Origin of the sequence: Neptunomonas japonica DSM 18939 (genome assembly GCF_000422765.1) — a bacterium.
Classification (GTDB): Bacteria; Pseudomonadota; Gammaproteobacteria; order Pseudomonadales; family Balneatricaceae; genus Neptunomonas; species Neptunomonas japonica.
In genome coordinates this window covers 339,192-356,537 of sequence record NZ_AUGR01000001.1, presented here as the reverse complement: position 1 = coordinate 356,537, position 17,346 = coordinate 339,192, and the positions used below count along the sequence as shown (strand labels likewise).

Genomic DNA, 17,346 nt, shown 5'->3' with positions numbered 1-17,346 from the left:
CCTACTGTGCTGAAGCTTCAGGGTTTGAAGTATTTAATGTTGATGCGTCTTGCTTAGGTGCTAAAGGCATAAACCAGTCGTCATTAAATGTTTTACCGATATCTTCCAGTAATGGAGCCCCCTGAAACATAGTGTTGCGCACCCATAAGCGAGATCGAGGGTCAAACTTACCAACACCAAAAAATGCTAACTTCGCGCGCAGCAAATGCATTGGAAGAACGTTTCTATCCAGCAAGTTGGCCTGAATATCACCGTATACGCATTTATTCATAGTCTGAATTCTGCGTACAATGCCTCGCAATTTAGGGTTAGCCACCATAAAGCGCGCCGCAGTATGCTCCGGATAAGCCGCTACATACTCGCATAGTTGGTCATAGCACTTGCGTACGGCATATCCCACTCCCAGTGCCATCTGTTTTTTACGGCCATCTTCTAACTCAGTACCACCCAAACGCGGCTCCATTTTTTCTTCTGAACGATACCAGAAAATTTCGCGAGCACCCTCTGCATTAAAGTCGATCGCCAACGCCCAGTCATAACGCTGCTCTATCACCTCTTTCAACTGCTGCACTGGCATTAGTGGATCAAGGTCCAAAAACTCTTCTGCTGTATGATAGTCCTCTAGATCATCCACTAGCTCAGGATATAACTCTAGCATCATAGAGATCAGCATTTCTTGACCTTGCAAAGAGCAGTGTTCCTCGCTCCATTGCAATAACTCATTCCAATTATTGAAAGAGTCCGCCACACGTTCTTTTAGTGCACCCATATCTTTGAGCACTTGCTGGTTATTAGCGCTCTGCCACTCATCTTCCGTGACTGTTTCAGCGGTGTGTACACAACAACGATCAATCAGCTGATCCAGTTGCTGATAAACGTGTGCATCAATTCCGCCTAACACCCGAACACGAGCCAGTGCTAACTCACGCATTTCGACCCATTGATTAATCAATATCGGGTGGTTTATTAAGTAAGGAGCCATTCCCAAGCCGGTTGAATTACCGATACCAAAGAAGCGTTTAATCTCTGGCTGCATAGGTACAAAAGACGTAGGTGATTGATTTTTAGCTATATATTCGGCTTGTAGCAGGCTGAAATTACGTAGCATCAGACAAACAAACATCTCAGCCGCAAAAGGACGTGCGAAGTCAGGATAACGAGTAGAGACTTTCTCCCAATCTGCCATACCCAACTTCCCGCTGCCATAAACGGCAGTCGTTCGGTACAAGTATCCGACCTGTGCAATTTTAGCGACATCCGGCTGCTCACCATTAGCTAATTGATTCACTACATAATCAAAGTTACGCGCGCTGCGGTTGGCACGTGATAAAACAAACACACGTGAATCTACTCGCCCCGCTTCCTGCTTAGGTACGTTCTGGCGTAATGTTTCAAGATAGATATCGTCAACTTCACCATCGACTAAAGCCATGGTGAGATCCCACTGTGTAGCAATAACACGATCATTGCGATCTTCTGGGGCAAGGTAATCAGAAAACAGAACGAAGCTAAACAAGCCATGAGGCGCTTTAACTTCATAGACTACAGTACCGTAACCTTGCGCATCAAGCTCAAAACGCGACGGTTCAATCTGCCAACGCTCACGCATGATTCGGCGAACTAGCGTGCGCATAAAGCTTAATCGGCTTTGATGCATGGCACCCAATCGATCAAGGTTCATAACTTGGTTGATAGGCCGTAACGGCAGTGCGTTATCACCCCGAAGGGCAGCATTGATGGCTGCAGGCGTTGTCATTATTTTTATCCTCGTTTGTTTGCTCACATCTGGTTTCAGAATGCCGATATCAAATCAGCGACAGCATAGATGTGTTCAAAACCATGACGCTTCTAACCCTCTGCTGGCTTTGTCTATAATCATTATTGACAGAGGAAGCCCACCTTCAAGAAAATCGACTCACACGATTTTTGCAACAAGGGCCACTTATCATCAGCCAAATAACCAATACCACTCAAATCAAAAGGTTATATCGCCTGATAAGCAATACTTATCAAACTGCTATAAACCATTATTTTTCCTATGCTAGAGCCCCTTTTTACCTATTCATTTTTTTGTAAAATAATTAGCCAATACTGATTTCAATCAATTTTTACTCTCTGCAAGAATAAAATCCACAAGTGCCTGAGCCGGAGGCGTGAGTGACTTGTTACTCAATTTAACAATACCAATACGCCGCGTTACCTCAGGGGTTTCCAAAGGGATAAACCTCAACGTCGTACTCTCTTGAGGAAACGCATACCACGGCAACGTTGTCATTCCAAAACCAGCTTCCAGCATAGCAATCAGAGAGATCATATTGGAAATATAGAACTGTGAGTGCCCTAACAATGATCGTGCCTCAGTATCCTCTAATAACCGCGAAGTCCCGTTACTAATAAGTCGGTGCTTTCTCAACTCTTTCCAATGTATACCCGTTTTGCCTGCCAGTGGGTGATCTTTTGGGCACACCACACCAATGCGGTCTTCCCAAATAGGTGTAAACACCTTGTCACTATGGTCCTGCTCGTGGAATAAATGAGAAATGCCAAAATCAACTTGCTGATTTTCTACCATTTTTAAAACGGCATCCGAATTATCATCAAAAAAACTGACATGCAGTGACGGAGAATTAGTGACAAACTTCAGCAAAATCTCTGGCAACACCCTGCTCGCTATAGAGGGCACAGAAGCAAGCCTTAAGTGACCAGTTTTATGCTCTGACAACAACATCATATCTTCAGCAATACGATCATGATGCGCTATCAGTTCTTTTGCTTTGGGCAAAAAGTATTTACCAAATGGCGTTAGCTCAGTCTTAGCCGTTTTAGCATTTCGCTTTTCAAACAACCCCTCGCCCAATTTATTTTCAAGATCACGTATAGATAATGAGATGGCCGGCTGTGTCCGGTGTGCTTTCTCCGCAGCTGCATGAAACCCTTTTAATTCAGACACCCACACAAAGTGGCGCAGCTGAGTCACTTTCAATTCTGGAAGCATAATAAGAAAACCTTATCGCTAGATATTATTTATTAATTTTTATTATTACAGCACAAGTTTTATGATCAATCCAACTACATTCGGGAGGTCAATATGTCTGATTCAGTATATAAAAATTACATCGCAGGTGAATGGGTAGAAGGTAACAATGCAAGCGTGGCTAATATCAGCCCTGCCGATACCAGCGACCTGATCGGTCATTATGCTCAAGCAGATAGAGCACAAACTGAAGCAGCCATTGCTGCTGCAGCTGTTGGCCAAGCCGAGTGGGAAAAAAGCGGGTTAGAGCAACGCTACTCTGTTCTTATGGCCATTGGTGATGAGCTTATTGCACGTAAAGACGAGCTGGGTGAGTTACTTGCACGTGAAGAAGGTAAAACGCTTGCAGAAGGCGTTGGCGAAACATACCGCTCGGGTCAGTTCTTTCACTACTACGCCGCTGAAGTATTGCGCCAGATGGGTGAAACTGCTGAATCTGTGCGCCCCGGTGTTGAAATTGAAACACGCCGTGAGCCAGTGGGTGTCGTGGGTGTTATCACACCTTGGAACTTCCCAACAGCTACCGGCGCTTGGAAAATCGCACCAGCATTAGCGTTTGGTAACGCTGTTGTTTTCAAACCAGCTAACCAAGTACCTGCAAGTGCTTGGGCGCTAACAGAAATCATCTCTCGCCAAGGCTTACCAGCTGGCACACTCAACCTAGTGATGGGCCCAGGCTCTGAAGTAGGTGATGTCATGATTAATTCACGTGGTATCAATGCATTAACGTTCACCGGTTCTTTAGAGACTGGCCGTAAAGTTGCTGCTGCTACCGCTGTAAACCTAGTGAAATGCCAATTAGAGATGGGCAGCAAAAACGCATTGGTCGTTCTGGATGATGCTGATCTTGATAACGCAGTGGAGTGCGCAGTAGGCGGTGCTTACGGCGGCACAGGCCAAAAATGTACAGCGTCTTCTCGTTTGATCATTACTGAAGGGATCCATGACCGCTTTGTTGACGCCGTTATTGAACGCATGAAAAAACTGGTTGTTGGCCACCCTCTAAAAGCAGGTGTTCACATTGGTGCGGTTGCTGATGCACGCCAGATGGAACAGAACCTTCGCTATTTGGAAACAGCCAAATCAGAAGGCGGCACCCTTGTTTATGGCGGTGAGGTATTAACAGAAGAAACTGACGGCTACTACATGCAGCCAGCACTATTCACTAACACCACGAATGCCATGACGATCAACCGTGAAGAAGCATTCGCGCCTATCGCCTGTGTCATCAAAGTTAAAGATTATGCCGAAGCACTCGACACTCTAAACGATACAAACTTCGGCCTGACAGGCGGTATCTGTACAACCTCTTTGAAATACGCAACAGACTTCAAGCGTAACGCTAAAACAGGTTGTGTCATGGTTAATTTGCCAACAGCAGGTACTGACTACCACGTGCCGTTCGGTGGACGTAAAGATTCAAGCTTCGGGCCTCGCGAACAGGGCACCTATGCTAAAGAGTTTTACACCATTGTAAAAACGACTTACATCCGCGCCTAACAGGAGCAGATCAATGAATAGTGCACTGCATAACGATTTGATTGTGATTGACGGTCTGCAATATTCGAACTGGAACCGAAAAATTTTCGAACAGCTACACGAAGGTGGTGTAACGATGGTGCATGCCACCATCGTTTACCATGAACAAATTCGTGAAACATTGCTGCGCATTTCGGAATGGAACCGGCTTTTCGAACAAAACAGCGACTTAATCATGCCAGTGAAAAGCGCGATGGATATCCGTCATGCTAAAGAGCTAGGCAAAGTAGGTATCATGTTTGGGGCGCAAAACTGCTCCCCAATTGAAGACGATATCGGCATGATCGAGGTAATGCGTGAGCTAAACCTTATGATTATGCAGCTGACATATAACAACCAAAGCTTACTCGCTTGCGGTTGTTACGAAGCACACGACAGCGGTGTTACTCGCTTTGGCCGCCAAGCGATCAAAGAGATGAATCGCGTCGGCATGGTTATAGATATGAGCCATAGTGCTGAACGCAGCACGCTGGAAGCCATCGAAATCTCACAACGCCCTATTGTAATTTCACATGCTAATCCTACGAGCTTTCACGAAGCCAAACGCAATAAGTCCGATACCGTTCTTAAAGCGTTAGGGGAATCGGGTGGTCTGTTGGGCTTTAGCTTATATCCATTCCACCTAAAAAATGGCCCGGATTGCACGCTAGATCAATTCTGCGACATGGTGGCCAGTACAGCAGAACTGATGGGCATTGACCATATCGGCATTGGCACCGACCTTTGCCAAGAGCAACCATTATCAATCCTAGAGTGGATGCGTAACGGTCGCTGGTCAAAAGATATGGATTACGGCGAAGGCTCTAAATCGAATGCGAATTGGCCGCGCCCACTTTCATGGTTCAAAGATAGCAGGGACTTCCCAAACATCACCAACGGATTGTTAGCACGTGGTTTTAGCCCTGAAGACGTGGCTAAAGTCATGGGGCTGAATTGGCTGAACTTTCTGGACGATTCGTTAAAGCCATTAAACCTAGGCGCTTAATAACGCGGGCCATGCGCTCCCGCTATTAAGTAGATGACCTGATACACCAATAAATATAAGAGATCCATCAGGAGACTAAAATGAGTAACGCAACTCAGGCTTCTCTGGCCAAAGACACGCCAGATAGCAGCCAAGGCAAATTGCTGGCAGGCGTCGATATGCCGGTATTCCTTATCAGCGGTGGGGCAATAGTACTGTTTGCAGTATTAGCACTCTATGACATTGATATGATGTCAGGCTGGGTAAACAGTGCATTTGCTACATCAACTAAGTACTTTGGTGCTTATTGGCAAGTATTACTTCTGCTGACATTTATCATCGGTATTTTCCTGGCTGTCGGGCGTACTGGTTCGGTTGTTCTGGGTGGCTTAAAAGCCCCTGAGATGTCCACTTTCCAGTGGATATCTATCATCATGTGCACCCTACTAGCCGGTGGCGGTGTATTTTGGGCAGCCGCTGAGCCTATGGCTCACTTTACCTCCCCTCCTCCGCTATTTGGTGGAGAAGCAGGTACAACTGATGCGGCCTACAATGCATTAGCACAAAGCTTTATGCACTGGGGCTTTCTTGCTTGGGCGATTCTCGGAAGCCTGACAGGTATTGTTTACATGTACCTGCATTATGAAAAAGGACTTCCACTCAAACCGCGCACTTTGCTGTACCCAGTATTTGGTGATCGTGTCATGAAAGGCCCTTTCGGCGCCATTGTTGATTCTTGCTGCGTACTCGCCGTTGTAGCGGGAACCGTCGGCCCAATCGGCTTTCTTGGACTGCAAGTTAGCTTTGGACTGGAAAAACTTTTCGGCATTCCAAACACCTATACAACTCAAGTCATGATTTTACTCGGACTTATCGCCATCTACACCTTGTCAGCTGTAAGTGGTGTAACCCGTGGTATACAAATCCTAAGCCGTGCCAACGTTATACTTGCTGTTGCCCTAATGGCATTTATCCTGCTCTTTGGCCCAACAGCCTTCATCATTGATAGCTACCTGCACTCTTTTGGTATCTACCTTGATCAGTTCATTCCGATGGCAACCTTTCGTGCTAGCCCAGGCTGGTTAGACTGGTGGACTGTCTTCTTTTGGGGCTGGTTCCTAGGGTATGGCCCATTAATGGCAATGTTTGTGGCACGTATATCTCGTGGCCGTACTATCCGCCAAATGATCTTACTCATATCCATTGTTGCACCGGTTATCACCTGTTTCTGGTTCACCATTGTAGGCGGGAGCGGCTTAGCATTTGAGCTGGCAAACCCCGGCGTTATCTCTGAGCCCTTCACCGGCTTCAATTTACCTGCCGCCTTGCTAGCGATTACTGAACAGCTACCCATGGGTTTTGTGATCTCTGTACTGTTCTTGATTCTGACTACGATTTTTGTCGCCACAACAGGTGACTCAATGACCTACGCAGTATCTATGGTAATGACAGGAACTGATCACCCAAAAAGCGCTGTACGCGTATTTTGGGGCATCATGATGGGTGTTGTCGCTGCACTACTGATCTCTATAGGGTCAGGTGGTATTTCAGCACTACAGTCTTTCATTGTTGTTACCGCAGTACCCGTATCTCTGGTGTTGCTACCTTCATTATGGACAGCTCCACAGATCGCTTTAAAAATGGCGGATGAGCAAGGGCTTTAACTTCAATAGGTTAAACAAGGAGCTTGATTAAGGCTCCTTTTGTTCATTAAAAAACTTATTCACATTCACGTTTACAAAAAAGTGGTAACCCATATGAAAACAGCTGTTAAAACAGACCTATTTGCCTCAGCCGCTCCACTAGAGTGGGCTATTATCGCTAACAACCAATTCTATACAGCTCAGATCCCTATTGATGTTAACGGTAAAGTTGTTGAAGGCGGTATTGAAGCCCAAGCACGCCAAACGATGGACAACTTAAAGCACACCATTGAAGCAGCTAAACTAACGATGGATGATGTGACGCAAGTCCTAATCTATGTAACTGCTCGTGAACAGCTACCTATTTTCAACAAGGTCTATGCCGAATATTTTGCAGCACCCTACCCAAACCGCGCTGCAATGATAGTCGCAGGACTGGCTCGTGAAGAGATGCTGTGTGAAGTCGTTGTCTACGCTGCAGTACCTCAGTAAATACATAACTTAGCTTTCAGTTACTAAATTTGTAATGATCAGCCTTTCACAGATTAATTACTCCACAAACCACAACTCACAATAAAAGAGTTGTGGTTTAGTACCGCTGTTTTTAGCATCCCACAAACCTTAGACTCCAACAACCGCGACAATTTGTCCCAATCTGCAACGCAGCACTTTTCAGTTATAATTCGTCCTAACCTTATTTTGGAGCAGGACAGGACGTGGCAGGCAACCATCAACAGCTATTACAACTGACTTACATTCGCTTTGTTATCCTGTTTTGTCAGTGTTGCGCGGTTGCATTTGCGCTTGTGTATTTAAGAGTCGACCTCAACCCATGGGCGACCGGTTCAGCATTACTATTATTAGGATTATTAAACCTAATAACCTACGCACGCCTTCACTCTTCTTGGCCCGTCACTCAACCCGAGTTTTTTACTCAGCTACTCGCTGACGCCATTATTTACGGTTTTATACTGTACCAATCAGGTGGAGGCACTAATCCATTTATTTTCATGCTGTTGATCCCCCTGATCATCACCGTTATGACACTCAACAACCGCTATATTTGGATGATGGCCATCACAGTAACGGCTATATACGGCTCCTTACTGATTTATTACGTTCCTGTTGTCACTGCTCTATCAGAACACCAGCATTCACTAACGTCTCTTTTTAATTTTCATATGCTAGGGATGTGGTTGAACTTCATCCTCACTGTGATTGTTATTACCTATTTTATTGTACGCATCAATCGTGCTCTACAGCGCCAGCAACAAAGCCTTATTGAAGAACGAGAAGCCAAAGTCCATCACCAGCAAATACTCGCATTAGGAACCATGGCAGCAGGCACCGCGCACGAGCTTGGCACGCCCCTCAGTACCATGAGTGTTATTTTGCATGAAATGCGCACTGACTCTACGCTATCGGATGAACACAAGGAGGATATTGATATTCTGCAGCAGCAAGTGCAGACCTGTGCCGATAAACTACAGCATATGACGCGCTCCGTTGCAGAAGAGAAAGACAGCGAAAAAACATCGCTAGCAACAGAGCTCCTTAGCGAAATCATAGAACAGTGGAATATCACCCGCCCAGAAGTGACCTATAGCGTTAACATTCAAGAAGACCTTCCACCAGATTTGCGCAATACAACCGCATTGCGGCAAGCTATTTTGAATCTATTAAATAATGCAGCTGACGCGTGCTCTAAGAATATTGAAATATCGTTACGCTGGGACCCAACCGCTATTTGGTTAACTATCCGAGATTATGGCGCGGGTTTATCGGTTGAACAGGCGAACACCTTAGGTCAACCTTTTATCTCGACCAAGGGTAAGGGTTTAGGTATAGGCTTGTTTCTCACCTCGACAACGCTCGCCCATTATGACGGCGACGTTAAACTCTATGCCGCACAGGGTAAAGGTACAATAACTGAAGTTCGCTTATCCCGGAGAAGTGTTCATGGCTGAACAACCAAAGTTTTTAATTATCGATGATGATGCCACTTTCACACGTGTACTAGCACGCGCCATCACAAAACGTGACTTTAATGTGAAGGTAGCAAGAAGTGCAGAAGAAGCGCTTGAAGTAATAAAGAACTGGCTACCTGATTTTGTATCACTGGACTTAAAAATGGAGGGAGCCTCTGGGCTCACGGTTATTCAACCATTAAAGCTAGCACACCCTACAGTGCGCATCGTCGTTTTAACGGGCTACGCAAGCATCACTACCGCTGTGGAAGCCATCAAACTAGGTGCAACACAGTACTTGCCAAAACCAGTCAATGCAGACGAAATCCTGCATGCTCTTGAGCAAAGCGATGCCGATGAAGAGGTCGACATATCTAATCAGCCGATGTCAGTTAACCGACTAGAATGGGAGCATATTCAAAAGGTGTTAAGTGAAAATGATGGCAATGTTTCAGCCACAGCGAGGGCGCTAGATATGCACCGCAGAACCTTACAACGCAAGCTCGCTAAACACCCCGTTAGACAATAAACAGGGCAGTAACGCTTTATTGCTCATCAATATAGAGGCGTGCATTAAAGGTTCTTATCCAGTCGGGATAAAACACCATTATTCCTGTCATTAAAATGCCGTTGACTAAACCTTCGGGGAACATAATCAGCGGTAAGTAGTTTATGTATTCGTGCTGAATTTTGCTCCACGGATAAACACCATCAAGCCAGAGTATGGTGGACACTGCGACTCCCGAAACAGCAATCACCACACCAGCGCCGATAAAGCCGCATATGAACAGATAGATAAAAAAGTTCTTTGGTAACTTTTTATCCACCAGCCGATGAATCCAATAGGTTAAAAGTGCAGGTATCACAACTAAACACAAGCCGTTGACAGCGAAGCCTTGCCAGCTTTCTTTACCCAGCAACGTCATTCCCAATAAAACTAATGACGCAGACAGTATGGCAAGATCCCAGCCTAAGATAAGAGTTAGCGCTGTAACACCGAGAAAATGAATACTGAGCCCAGGCGAAATACCAGCCCTCATACTCCACATAAGCAACAACAGCACCGTCGCACCACAGAATAGATGCTGCAGCCCCCTATTATTTACAATGACTTGCCATGGGCTGCGCCATAGCGCAAACATAAGCGCACACAGATATAAAACATCTGTAACCCACAGCCACGAACCTGAAAGAAGACTATCTGTAATATTCATATCAAAATCATTAATTAAGGAAAAGCTTATATTAAGTAATTCTACGCTTTTCTACTGAATATAAAATGCATGAAAAGGCGACCTATAAATAAAAAGTAAAGATGGCTCACCGATGAGAAGGAATATAGTGCAATGGTACTGCCGTTGTATCAATCACTTTACGCATAATAAAGGCAGATTTAACCCCGGTAACACCCTTAATACGGGTGATCTTTCCTAACAATATATCATGGTAACTATCCATATCTGGAACCGCGACTTTAAGTTGATAATCGGCATCATGTCCTGTAATCAAATAACACTCCATGACTTCTGATATTAAACCGATCTCTTTTTCGAATGTTTCAAACCGCTCTGGAATATGTTTATCCATACTGATATGAAGTAAGGCTATGAGGTTCAACCCAACACTACGCTCACTCACCCGGATGACACGATTAGCAATAACACCAGAATCTTCAAGTTGTTTAACTCGACGCGAACACGGTGCAGCCGTTAAACCAATCCGTTCTGCCAACTCCTGATTAGATAGCGATGCATCACGCTGTAATTCGCGCAATATTGTTATATCAAAACGGTCCAATTCAACACCTAACATCGACAAAACCTCTAGCAGCGCAATTTAAAGCAATCATATAAACTAAATACTCACATAAATTTGCGTAAATAAAAAGCATTCAGCAACATTAGCAAGGTAATTGCGCACCAACCTACGTAAACTTTGTTTCATTGAATAACAGACCGGTATCTACCCGACTTCCGGCGAGAAAGTAATCAAAAGTTACATACCTCATCTGTTTTTTCATTGCCTATCCAGCAACTCTTTGCCCCACAAGAGCAACAGATACTCAGCAAGCCCTGCCGCAACTCTATAGCGAATCAGGGCTTTGCCAGCAACCGTTTACGTTAAGCAACTTTACCCACTATGCATCATTAAACTTATTCTTCTTTACATATAGGAAACCGGTTATGTTTGATCATCGCAAATATCGTCCCTTCACTCCGATTCGCCTTTCTGACCGTACCTGGCCAGATAAACAGATCACTTCAGCGCCTAACTGGTGCAGTGTAGATCTTAGGGATGGTAACCAAGCGCTGATCAACCCAATGAATGTTGAACAAAAAACACGTATGTTCACTTTATTGGTTAAATTAGGATTCAAAGAGATTGAAGTTGGTTTTCCTTCGGCATCGCAACCTGATTTTGACTTTGTGCGTAAATTAATTGAAGAAAACTTAATTCCAGATGACGTATGCATTCAAGTTTTAACACAGGCTCGCGAAGAGTTGATCAGCCGTTCTTACCAAGCTCTTAAAGGTGTAAAACAAGCCATTGTGCATGTCTACAATTCAACATCCACAGTCCAACGTGAGCAAGTTTTTGGCTTAGACAAAGATGGCATTAAAGCGATTGCCGTCCAAGGTGCCAAGTGGGTACGAGAGTATGCGGCACAATATCCGCAAACAACCTGGAGCTTCCAGTATTCGCCTGAAAGTTTTACAGGCACCGAAATGGAATACGCGGTAGAAGTATGTGACGCCGTCGTAGAGGTGTGGGCTCAGGATAAAGGGCGCGGCATGATTATTAACTTGCCAGCGACCGTTGAAGTATCAACGCCCAATGTTTTTGCTGACCAAATCGAATGGTTTTGTCGCAACATGAAACAGCGTGATCTAGTACAGATTAGCTTACATACGCATAACGACCGTGGTTGTGGAGTTGCTGCCGCTGAATTAGGCGTTATGGCGGGAGCCGACCGTATTGAAGGTACATTAATCGGTAATGGCGAGCGTACCGGCAACATGGACATCGTGACAATGGGAATGAATCTATACTCCCAGGGTATCGATCCTGAACTAGACTTCTCTGATATTAAAGAAATTATCAATGTTGTGGAATACTGTACTGAGTTGCCAGTGGCCGCTCGACATCCGTGGGCAGGAGAGCTCGTTTACACAGCGTTTTCTGGTAGCCACCAAGACGCTATTCGCAAATCCATTAATTACCACGACGAACACAGCTTACCTTTTTGGGAAGTCGCCTACTTACCTATAGATCCAAGAGATATTGGGCGCGAATATGAAGCAGTCATACGCATCAACAGCCAGAGCGGTAAAGGCGGCGTAGCATTAGTGCTAGAGCGAGATTATGGTATTAGCTTACCAAAGTGGATGTATGCAGAGCTGAGCAAAGTCGTACAACAGGCCACTGAAGCTTCAGGCGAAGAGATATCAGCCACAACAATCAAAGCGCTCTTTGACCAGCACTTTACTGTTAGCTCCGAGCAATGGTTATTAAACGGCTATGACCTACATACAGAAGACGGACATGTAAGCGCACAGTTTGATATAAATCACGGCCGAAATATCTTTACTGGCAAAGGCACAGGAGCCGTTGATGCTTTATGTAATGCTTTAGCTCAGCAGTACTGTGTAGATATTGAAATCACTCAATTTGATGAGCACGCAATGGCACATGGCAGCACTGCTAAAGCACAAGCCAGTGTGGCATTAACTATCAATGATGACGCTTACTCGGCTGTCGCAATCGCAGAGGATACATCCGGCGCAGCGCTACAAGCAGTGCTAACAGCATTTTCTAAGTGCGATTCATATGAAATGAAAGGCGCGGCTTAAAGCGCCTTTCATCTATTGTTATGATTAAGAGCAATCACCTTTCTTTCAAGCAAATCAACTACTCACCAAAAGAATAATGGTTTTCTTTAGTTTCTTTGCTATAACTTTATAGAGCTATATTAAATTCTTCTTAATTGAGCCTTTAGTTTTCTAAAGGCTCAAGCATTAGCTAATAGGCGTTCTGCATGCAGATATTAGTTGTTGATGACAACAGATTAATACGCGAAATGGTTAGCGCCATCATTACACACGAGGGCTACACACCTTTTTCAGCTTCAGGTGCAGAAGAAGCTCATAAGGCCCTCGATAAAACTGACATTGACCTTATTCTCATGGATGTGGAAATGCCGGACGTGAATGGCTTTGAATTAACACGCCAAATCCGTGAGCGCTTAAAAGAGCAGTGGCTTCCGATTATTTTTCTTAGTGGGCAAACTAACGATCAACACCTAGCAGAAGGCATTGATGCCGGCGGCGATGACTATCTAACTAAGCCTGTTAACAGCGTTGTACTGAGTGCAAAAATACGTGCGATGTCACGTATTGCGCAGATGAAAGCAGCATTAGACGATGCTAACCAGCAACTTTTAAAACTCACACATGTTGACGCTTTAACAGAAGCGATTAACCGACGCGGTATGGACGAGGCTCTTGATAGGGCGTGGAGAGTGGCGCAACGTGAAAAAACCGAACTATCGATAGTTATGTTAGATATCGACCACTTCAAAGCTTATAACGATAATTATGGTCACCCGCAAGGGGATGCCTGTTTAAAAGAATTCAGTAAAATACTGCAAGCCCAATTATTTAGACCTGCTGATTTATTGGCGCGCTATGGCGGTGAAGAGTTCATGATCATTTTACCTAACACTCCCGTGGAAGGCGCAAAAATGCTCGCTGGCAGAATAATTCTAGACTTAGCAAAAAATAAGATTTTGCATGAATTTTCGGCAACAAGTGATCATATAACGGCAAGTCTTGGTATCACCTCCACTCGATTCGGAGCAAAAAATGTTGCCTCGTTAATTGAGCAAACCGACAAAGCTCTCTATGTCGCAAAAGGATCGGGAAGAAATCAACACATATGTTTTGCTGATATGCTTACAGGAAGCACCACTCACCTAGTAGATACTCAAGCGAGTATTAAATAATCTGGTAACTGTACAACAAAGCATCTTCTCGCCCTTGCAACGAGGTGTAATAGCCTTTGCGGCGCCCATCAAGCACGAAACCAAATGACGTATATAACTTAACGGCCGTCGTATTGGTTTCTCTTACTTCGAGCATCAAACGAGTAATGCCCAACACTTTCAGCCTCTTCACTAATTCTTGCAACAGGCCTATCGCCACACCACACCCTTGAGCTTTTGGAAGAATAGCAATCTGATAGAGTTCCGCCTCATCTAAAACACTACTAACAAGTGCGAATCCGATTAACTCTTCTGATGTACTTACTCCCAAATTGAAACAACGTGGATTGCCCAATTGGCTTTTAACTTGCCCCTCACCCCAGCAATCCTCTGTAAAGAGCAATGTTTCAATAGGCATTACAGAAGCGATATCCCCTTCACAGAGCAGAGAAAACTCAAGCATCGATAGGCAAGACTTTCTGAAGGTCATTCCAGACCTCTTTCTTACATTCAGGGATCTGAATCATTTGAGTCAAACTTAAAGAGGGCAGCGCTTTAATTTGGCTCGTGTAATTAAAGAGCACGGCACGCAGTTCATCTAAACTTTCAGTGCGCTGCATAGACATCTGCGCTGCAGACTCTCCCAAGAACAATAATAGGCGTGGTTTAGCCAACAGCAAAAGTTTTTGTATTTTATGATTCACAGCCAACGAAGCTTCCGCTCGTCCCTGATCCAACGAACCGCCCGCCAACATCGGCCAAGCCAGTACATAAGGTGTAGCCAACAGCTCAGCACTTAAACCCATCGCCGTAACCATATTTGCACAAAGGCTTTGGTATTTATCCTGCGTCACGCCACCTCGACTTAACAAAGGAAGGCTATCAACGACCAATACATCTTTATACAGCCAAAAGCCCAAGCGAAAGCGCGGTGCTTTCTCCTTATTAACACGCGCCTCAATCGTCAACTGCGGGATATCAATAGGAGTAGACGCAGTACGAGCCTTCGCTGAATGACGACTATCATTTAAACCCGCCACTTGCGCTTTGCTATTAATGCCGGTAGGCGCAGAGTCCGTCGAAGACAACTGCAGTGATTCTGCCGTAACAGGCGCTATATGAGATTTCTTCTGTTCAGAAGAAATCGCACTGATACTAGACTCAACGCCTGTAGTCCCAGCTACGTCACTCTCAAGATCAGTATCAGACGCAAAGTCGTCTTCCTCTTGTCCATACAAAAATTGATAGACACTGTCTGGCGAAGACTTAGCTCCCGACAATACAGCACGAGGCAACCAGCTTGTTACCCCTATTGCCGCCAAATACCGATGGCGACGCTGCTCTAATTGCTCAAACGACATTACCATTAAACCTGAGGGTGCGCTTTTTGAATGTTCGCATCTAGCAGGTTAAGCGCGTGAACGTACGCTTTGGCTGAAGCAATAATGATATCAATATCAGATCCCATGCCGTTCACAATCCGCCCTTCCTTTTCTAAGCGTACCGTCACTTCACCTTGAGAATCAGTTCCACTGGTAATGGCATTAACCGAGTAGAGTTCCAGAGTTGAATCAGAGCGCACAATCTCTTCGATCGCTTTTAGTGCTGCATCAACTGGCCCACCACCTTCTGATTCTGCTTTAAACTCAGCACCGTCAACCACCAAAGACACTTGCGCAACAGGAACCTCACCTGTTTGCGAAGTAACATTCAAAGAAGACAGTTTATACTTTTCATAAGCATCCGCAGCACGCACATCAGACACTAGCGCGATAAGGTCTTCGTCAAAGATTTCATGTTTTTTATCAGCGAGGTCTTTGAATCGCGCAAAGGCATGGTTCAACTCAGCATCAGAGCTGAAAGTTGTGCCAAGCTCATCTAAGCGAGAACGAAAAGCATTACGCCCCGAGTGTTTACCCATCACCATTCGGTTAGTCTGCCAACCAACATCTTGAGCTGTCATGATTTCGTAAGTTTCACGGTGTTTGAGTACACCGTCTTGGTGAATACCTGATTCATGTGCGAATGCATTAGCGCCAACAATGGCTTTATTCGGCTGCACTGGGAAGCCCGTAATACTTGATACTAAGCGCGACGCAGGAACAATCTGTGTTGTATCAATATTAGTTTGCAAACCTAACAGATCCTTACGTGTACGGATGGCCATTACAAACTCTTCAAGCGAAGCGTTACCTGCGCGCTCACCCAGACCATTAATCGTACACTCTACTTGGCGAGCACCTGCGGTAACCGCCGCCAATGAGTTCGCGACCGCCAAACCTAAATCATTATGACAATGTACCGAGAAAATCGCCTTATCGGCATTAGGTATACGCTGTAATAACTGCCCAATGGTATATCCAAACTCTTCAGGAATTGCGTAACCAACAGTATCAGGAATATTGATGGTACGAGCACCCGCATCAATTACTTTTTCAATGATGCGACACATGAAATCAAGCTCGGAACGGCTCGCATCTTCTAATGAAAACTCAACATCACTAATTAGGTTATGCGCACGTTTAACCGCATGCACCGCGTGCTCAATCACCTGCTCAGGCGTCATTTGAAGCTTATACTTCATATGGATTGGTGATGTTGCTATAAAGGTGTGGATACGCCCAGAAGCGGCTCCTACAAGGGCCTCTCCAGCACGATCAATATCAGCATCCAATGCACGTGATAATGAACAAATTGTGCTCTCGGTAACCGTATTAGCGATAGCTTTAATGGATTCAAAATCACCTGGTGAAGCAATAGCAAAACCTGCCTCTATAACATCCACACGCATTTTTTCTAACTGCTTGGCAATACGCAGCTTTTCATCTCTGGTCATTGAAGCACCAGGACTTTGTTCACCATCACGCAACGTTGTATCGAAAATTATGACTTGATCTTTAGTGCTCATCGGAGGGGCTCCAATCAGTTACTCAGTGCATAACAAAAGCACTGAATTAAACGAATTATTTAAACGAAATTTAACAAGGACGAGAACGCGACATAACTGCCCTAAAGCAGTGGACGTAGAGGCTGTAATCGAGTTAATTCACCACACGCAGTGGGCGTCGTATCAACACGTGCTATGTAGTTCACATAGGCACTCACGAATTGCATATTCACTTGTTAACCGAATTGATTTGAATTACTGATAACTATAACCTGAAGCTAGCTATTTGTAACCTCTGAGCCGCTATAATTACCATGAGAAATCACTCTCA

Annotated in this window: 15 protein-coding genes; 8 read left to right on the top strand and 7 right to left on the bottom strand. The window is 44.9% G+C overall.

Translation table 11 applies throughout. The features are described 5' to 3' along the window. Nucleotide 1: 1 nt before the first annotated feature. A complete protein-coding gene (locus G511_RS21560) occupies nucleotides 2–1,756 on the bottom strand; it encodes a hypothetical protein (RefSeq protein ID WP_051221406.1) in 1,755 nt (584 codons plus the stop codon). Nucleotides 1,757–2,101: 345 nt separating this feature from the next. Then, a complete protein-coding gene (locus tag G511_RS0101740) occupies nucleotides 2,102–2,995 on the bottom strand; it encodes a LysR family transcriptional regulator (RefSeq protein WP_028468082.1) in 894 nt (297 codons plus the stop codon). A 93-nt stretch (nucleotides 2,996–3,088) separates the two neighbouring features. Here G511_RS0101740 and G511_RS0101735 point away from each other — a divergent pair, with 93 nt between their 5' ends. From G511_RS0101735 to G511_RS0101710, 6 genes are all read left to right on the top strand, one after another. After that, nucleotides 3,089–4,534: an aldehyde dehydrogenase family protein gene (locus G511_RS0101735; RefSeq protein ID WP_028468081.1), complete on the top strand. Its 1,446-nt coding sequence runs from the start codon at nucleotides 3,089–3,091 to the stop codon at nucleotides 4,532–4,534. A 13-nt stretch (nucleotides 4,535–4,547) separates the two neighbouring features. Further along, nucleotides 4,548–5,558 carry a dipeptidase gene (locus G511_RS0101730; RefSeq protein ID WP_028468080.1) on the top strand — a complete coding sequence of 337 codons (1,011 nt, stop codon included), beginning with the start codon at nucleotides 4,548–4,550 and terminating at the stop codon, nucleotides 5,556–5,558. Between the two features lie 80 nt (nucleotides 5,559–5,638). Continuing rightward, nucleotides 5,639–7,201 carry a BCCT family transporter gene (locus G511_RS0101725; RefSeq protein WP_028468079.1) on the top strand — a complete coding sequence of 521 codons (1,563 nt, stop codon included), beginning with the start codon at nucleotides 5,639–5,641 and terminating at the stop codon, nucleotides 7,199–7,201. Nucleotides 7,202–7,294: 93 nt separating this feature from the next. Beyond that, on the top strand, nucleotides 7,295–7,672 hold the full coding sequence (locus G511_RS0101720) for a RidA family protein (protein ID WP_028468078.1): 378 nt from the start codon (nucleotides 7,295–7,297) through the stop codon (nucleotides 7,670–7,672). A 224-nt stretch (nucleotides 7,673–7,896) separates the two neighbouring features. Then, nucleotides 7,897–9,147, top strand: a complete 1,251-nt coding sequence (locus G511_RS0101715) for an ATP-binding protein (RefSeq protein WP_028468077.1) — start codon at nucleotides 7,897–7,899, stop codon at nucleotides 9,145–9,147. Further along, nucleotides 9,140–9,676, top strand: a complete 537-nt coding sequence (locus tag G511_RS0101710; protein WP_036550844.1) for a response regulator transcription factor — start codon at nucleotides 9,140–9,142, stop codon at nucleotides 9,674–9,676. The genes G511_RS0101715 and G511_RS0101710 overlap by 8 nt, the downstream gene beginning before the upstream one ends. A 16-nt stretch (nucleotides 9,677–9,692) precedes the next feature. On the opposite strand, the gene G511_RS0101705 is transcribed toward G511_RS0101710, so the two are convergent. After that, entirely contained in the window at nucleotides 9,693–10,361 is a 669-nt protein-coding gene (locus tag G511_RS0101705; RefSeq protein ID WP_028468075.1) for an energy-coupling factor ABC transporter permease, read from the bottom strand. A gap of 106 nt (nucleotides 10,362–10,467) precedes the next feature. Beyond that, the gene (locus G511_RS0101700) at nucleotides 10,468–10,959 is read right to left on the bottom strand and encodes an Lrp/AsnC family transcriptional regulator (protein WP_036550842.1); all 492 of its coding nucleotides are present in this window, start codon (nucleotides 10,957–10,959) and stop codon (nucleotides 10,468–10,470) included. Nucleotides 10,960–11,330: 371 nt separating this feature from the next. Here G511_RS0101700 and leuA point away from each other — a divergent pair, with 371 nt between their 5' ends. Together leuA and G511_RS21555 are read left to right on the top strand one after the other, a co-directional pair. After that, entirely contained in the window at nucleotides 11,331–12,998 is a 1,668-nt protein-coding gene (gene leuA / locus G511_RS0101695) for a 2-isopropylmalate synthase (RefSeq protein ID WP_028468073.1), read from the top strand. A gap of 185 nt (nucleotides 12,999–13,183) precedes the next feature. After that, nucleotides 13,184–14,149 (top strand): diguanylate cyclase domain-containing protein, encoded by a 966-nt coding sequence (locus tag G511_RS21555; protein WP_084628973.1) that lies wholly within the window; start codon nucleotides 13,184–13,186, stop codon nucleotides 14,147–14,149. Here the strand turns inward: G511_RS21555 and rimI are convergent. The 3 genes from rimI to G511_RS0101675 are packed head-to-tail and all read right to left on the bottom strand — an operon-like array spanning nucleotide 14,142 to nucleotide 17,036. Further along, the gene (gene rimI / locus G511_RS0101685) at nucleotides 14,142–14,618 is read right to left on the bottom strand and encodes a ribosomal protein S18-alanine N-acetyltransferase (RefSeq protein ID WP_084628972.1); all 477 of its coding nucleotides are present in this window, start codon (nucleotides 14,616–14,618) and stop codon (nucleotides 14,142–14,144) included. The two genes, G511_RS21555 and rimI, sit on opposite strands and share 8 nt — an antisense overlap. After that, nucleotides 14,584–15,489 carry a uracil-DNA glycosylase family protein gene (locus G511_RS0101680; protein WP_156905130.1) on the bottom strand — a complete coding sequence of 302 codons (906 nt, stop codon included), beginning with the start codon at nucleotides 15,487–15,489 and terminating at the stop codon, nucleotides 14,584–14,586. Before G511_RS0101680 ends, rimI begins: the two co-directional genes overlap by 35 nt. Before the next feature lie 5 nt (nucleotides 15,490–15,494). Then, nucleotides 15,495–17,036: a 2-isopropylmalate synthase gene (locus G511_RS0101675; RefSeq protein ID WP_028468070.1), complete on the bottom strand. Its 1,542-nt coding sequence runs from the start codon at nucleotides 17,034–17,036 to the stop codon at nucleotides 15,495–15,497. Between the last annotated feature and the right edge of the window lie 310 nt (nucleotides 17,037–17,346).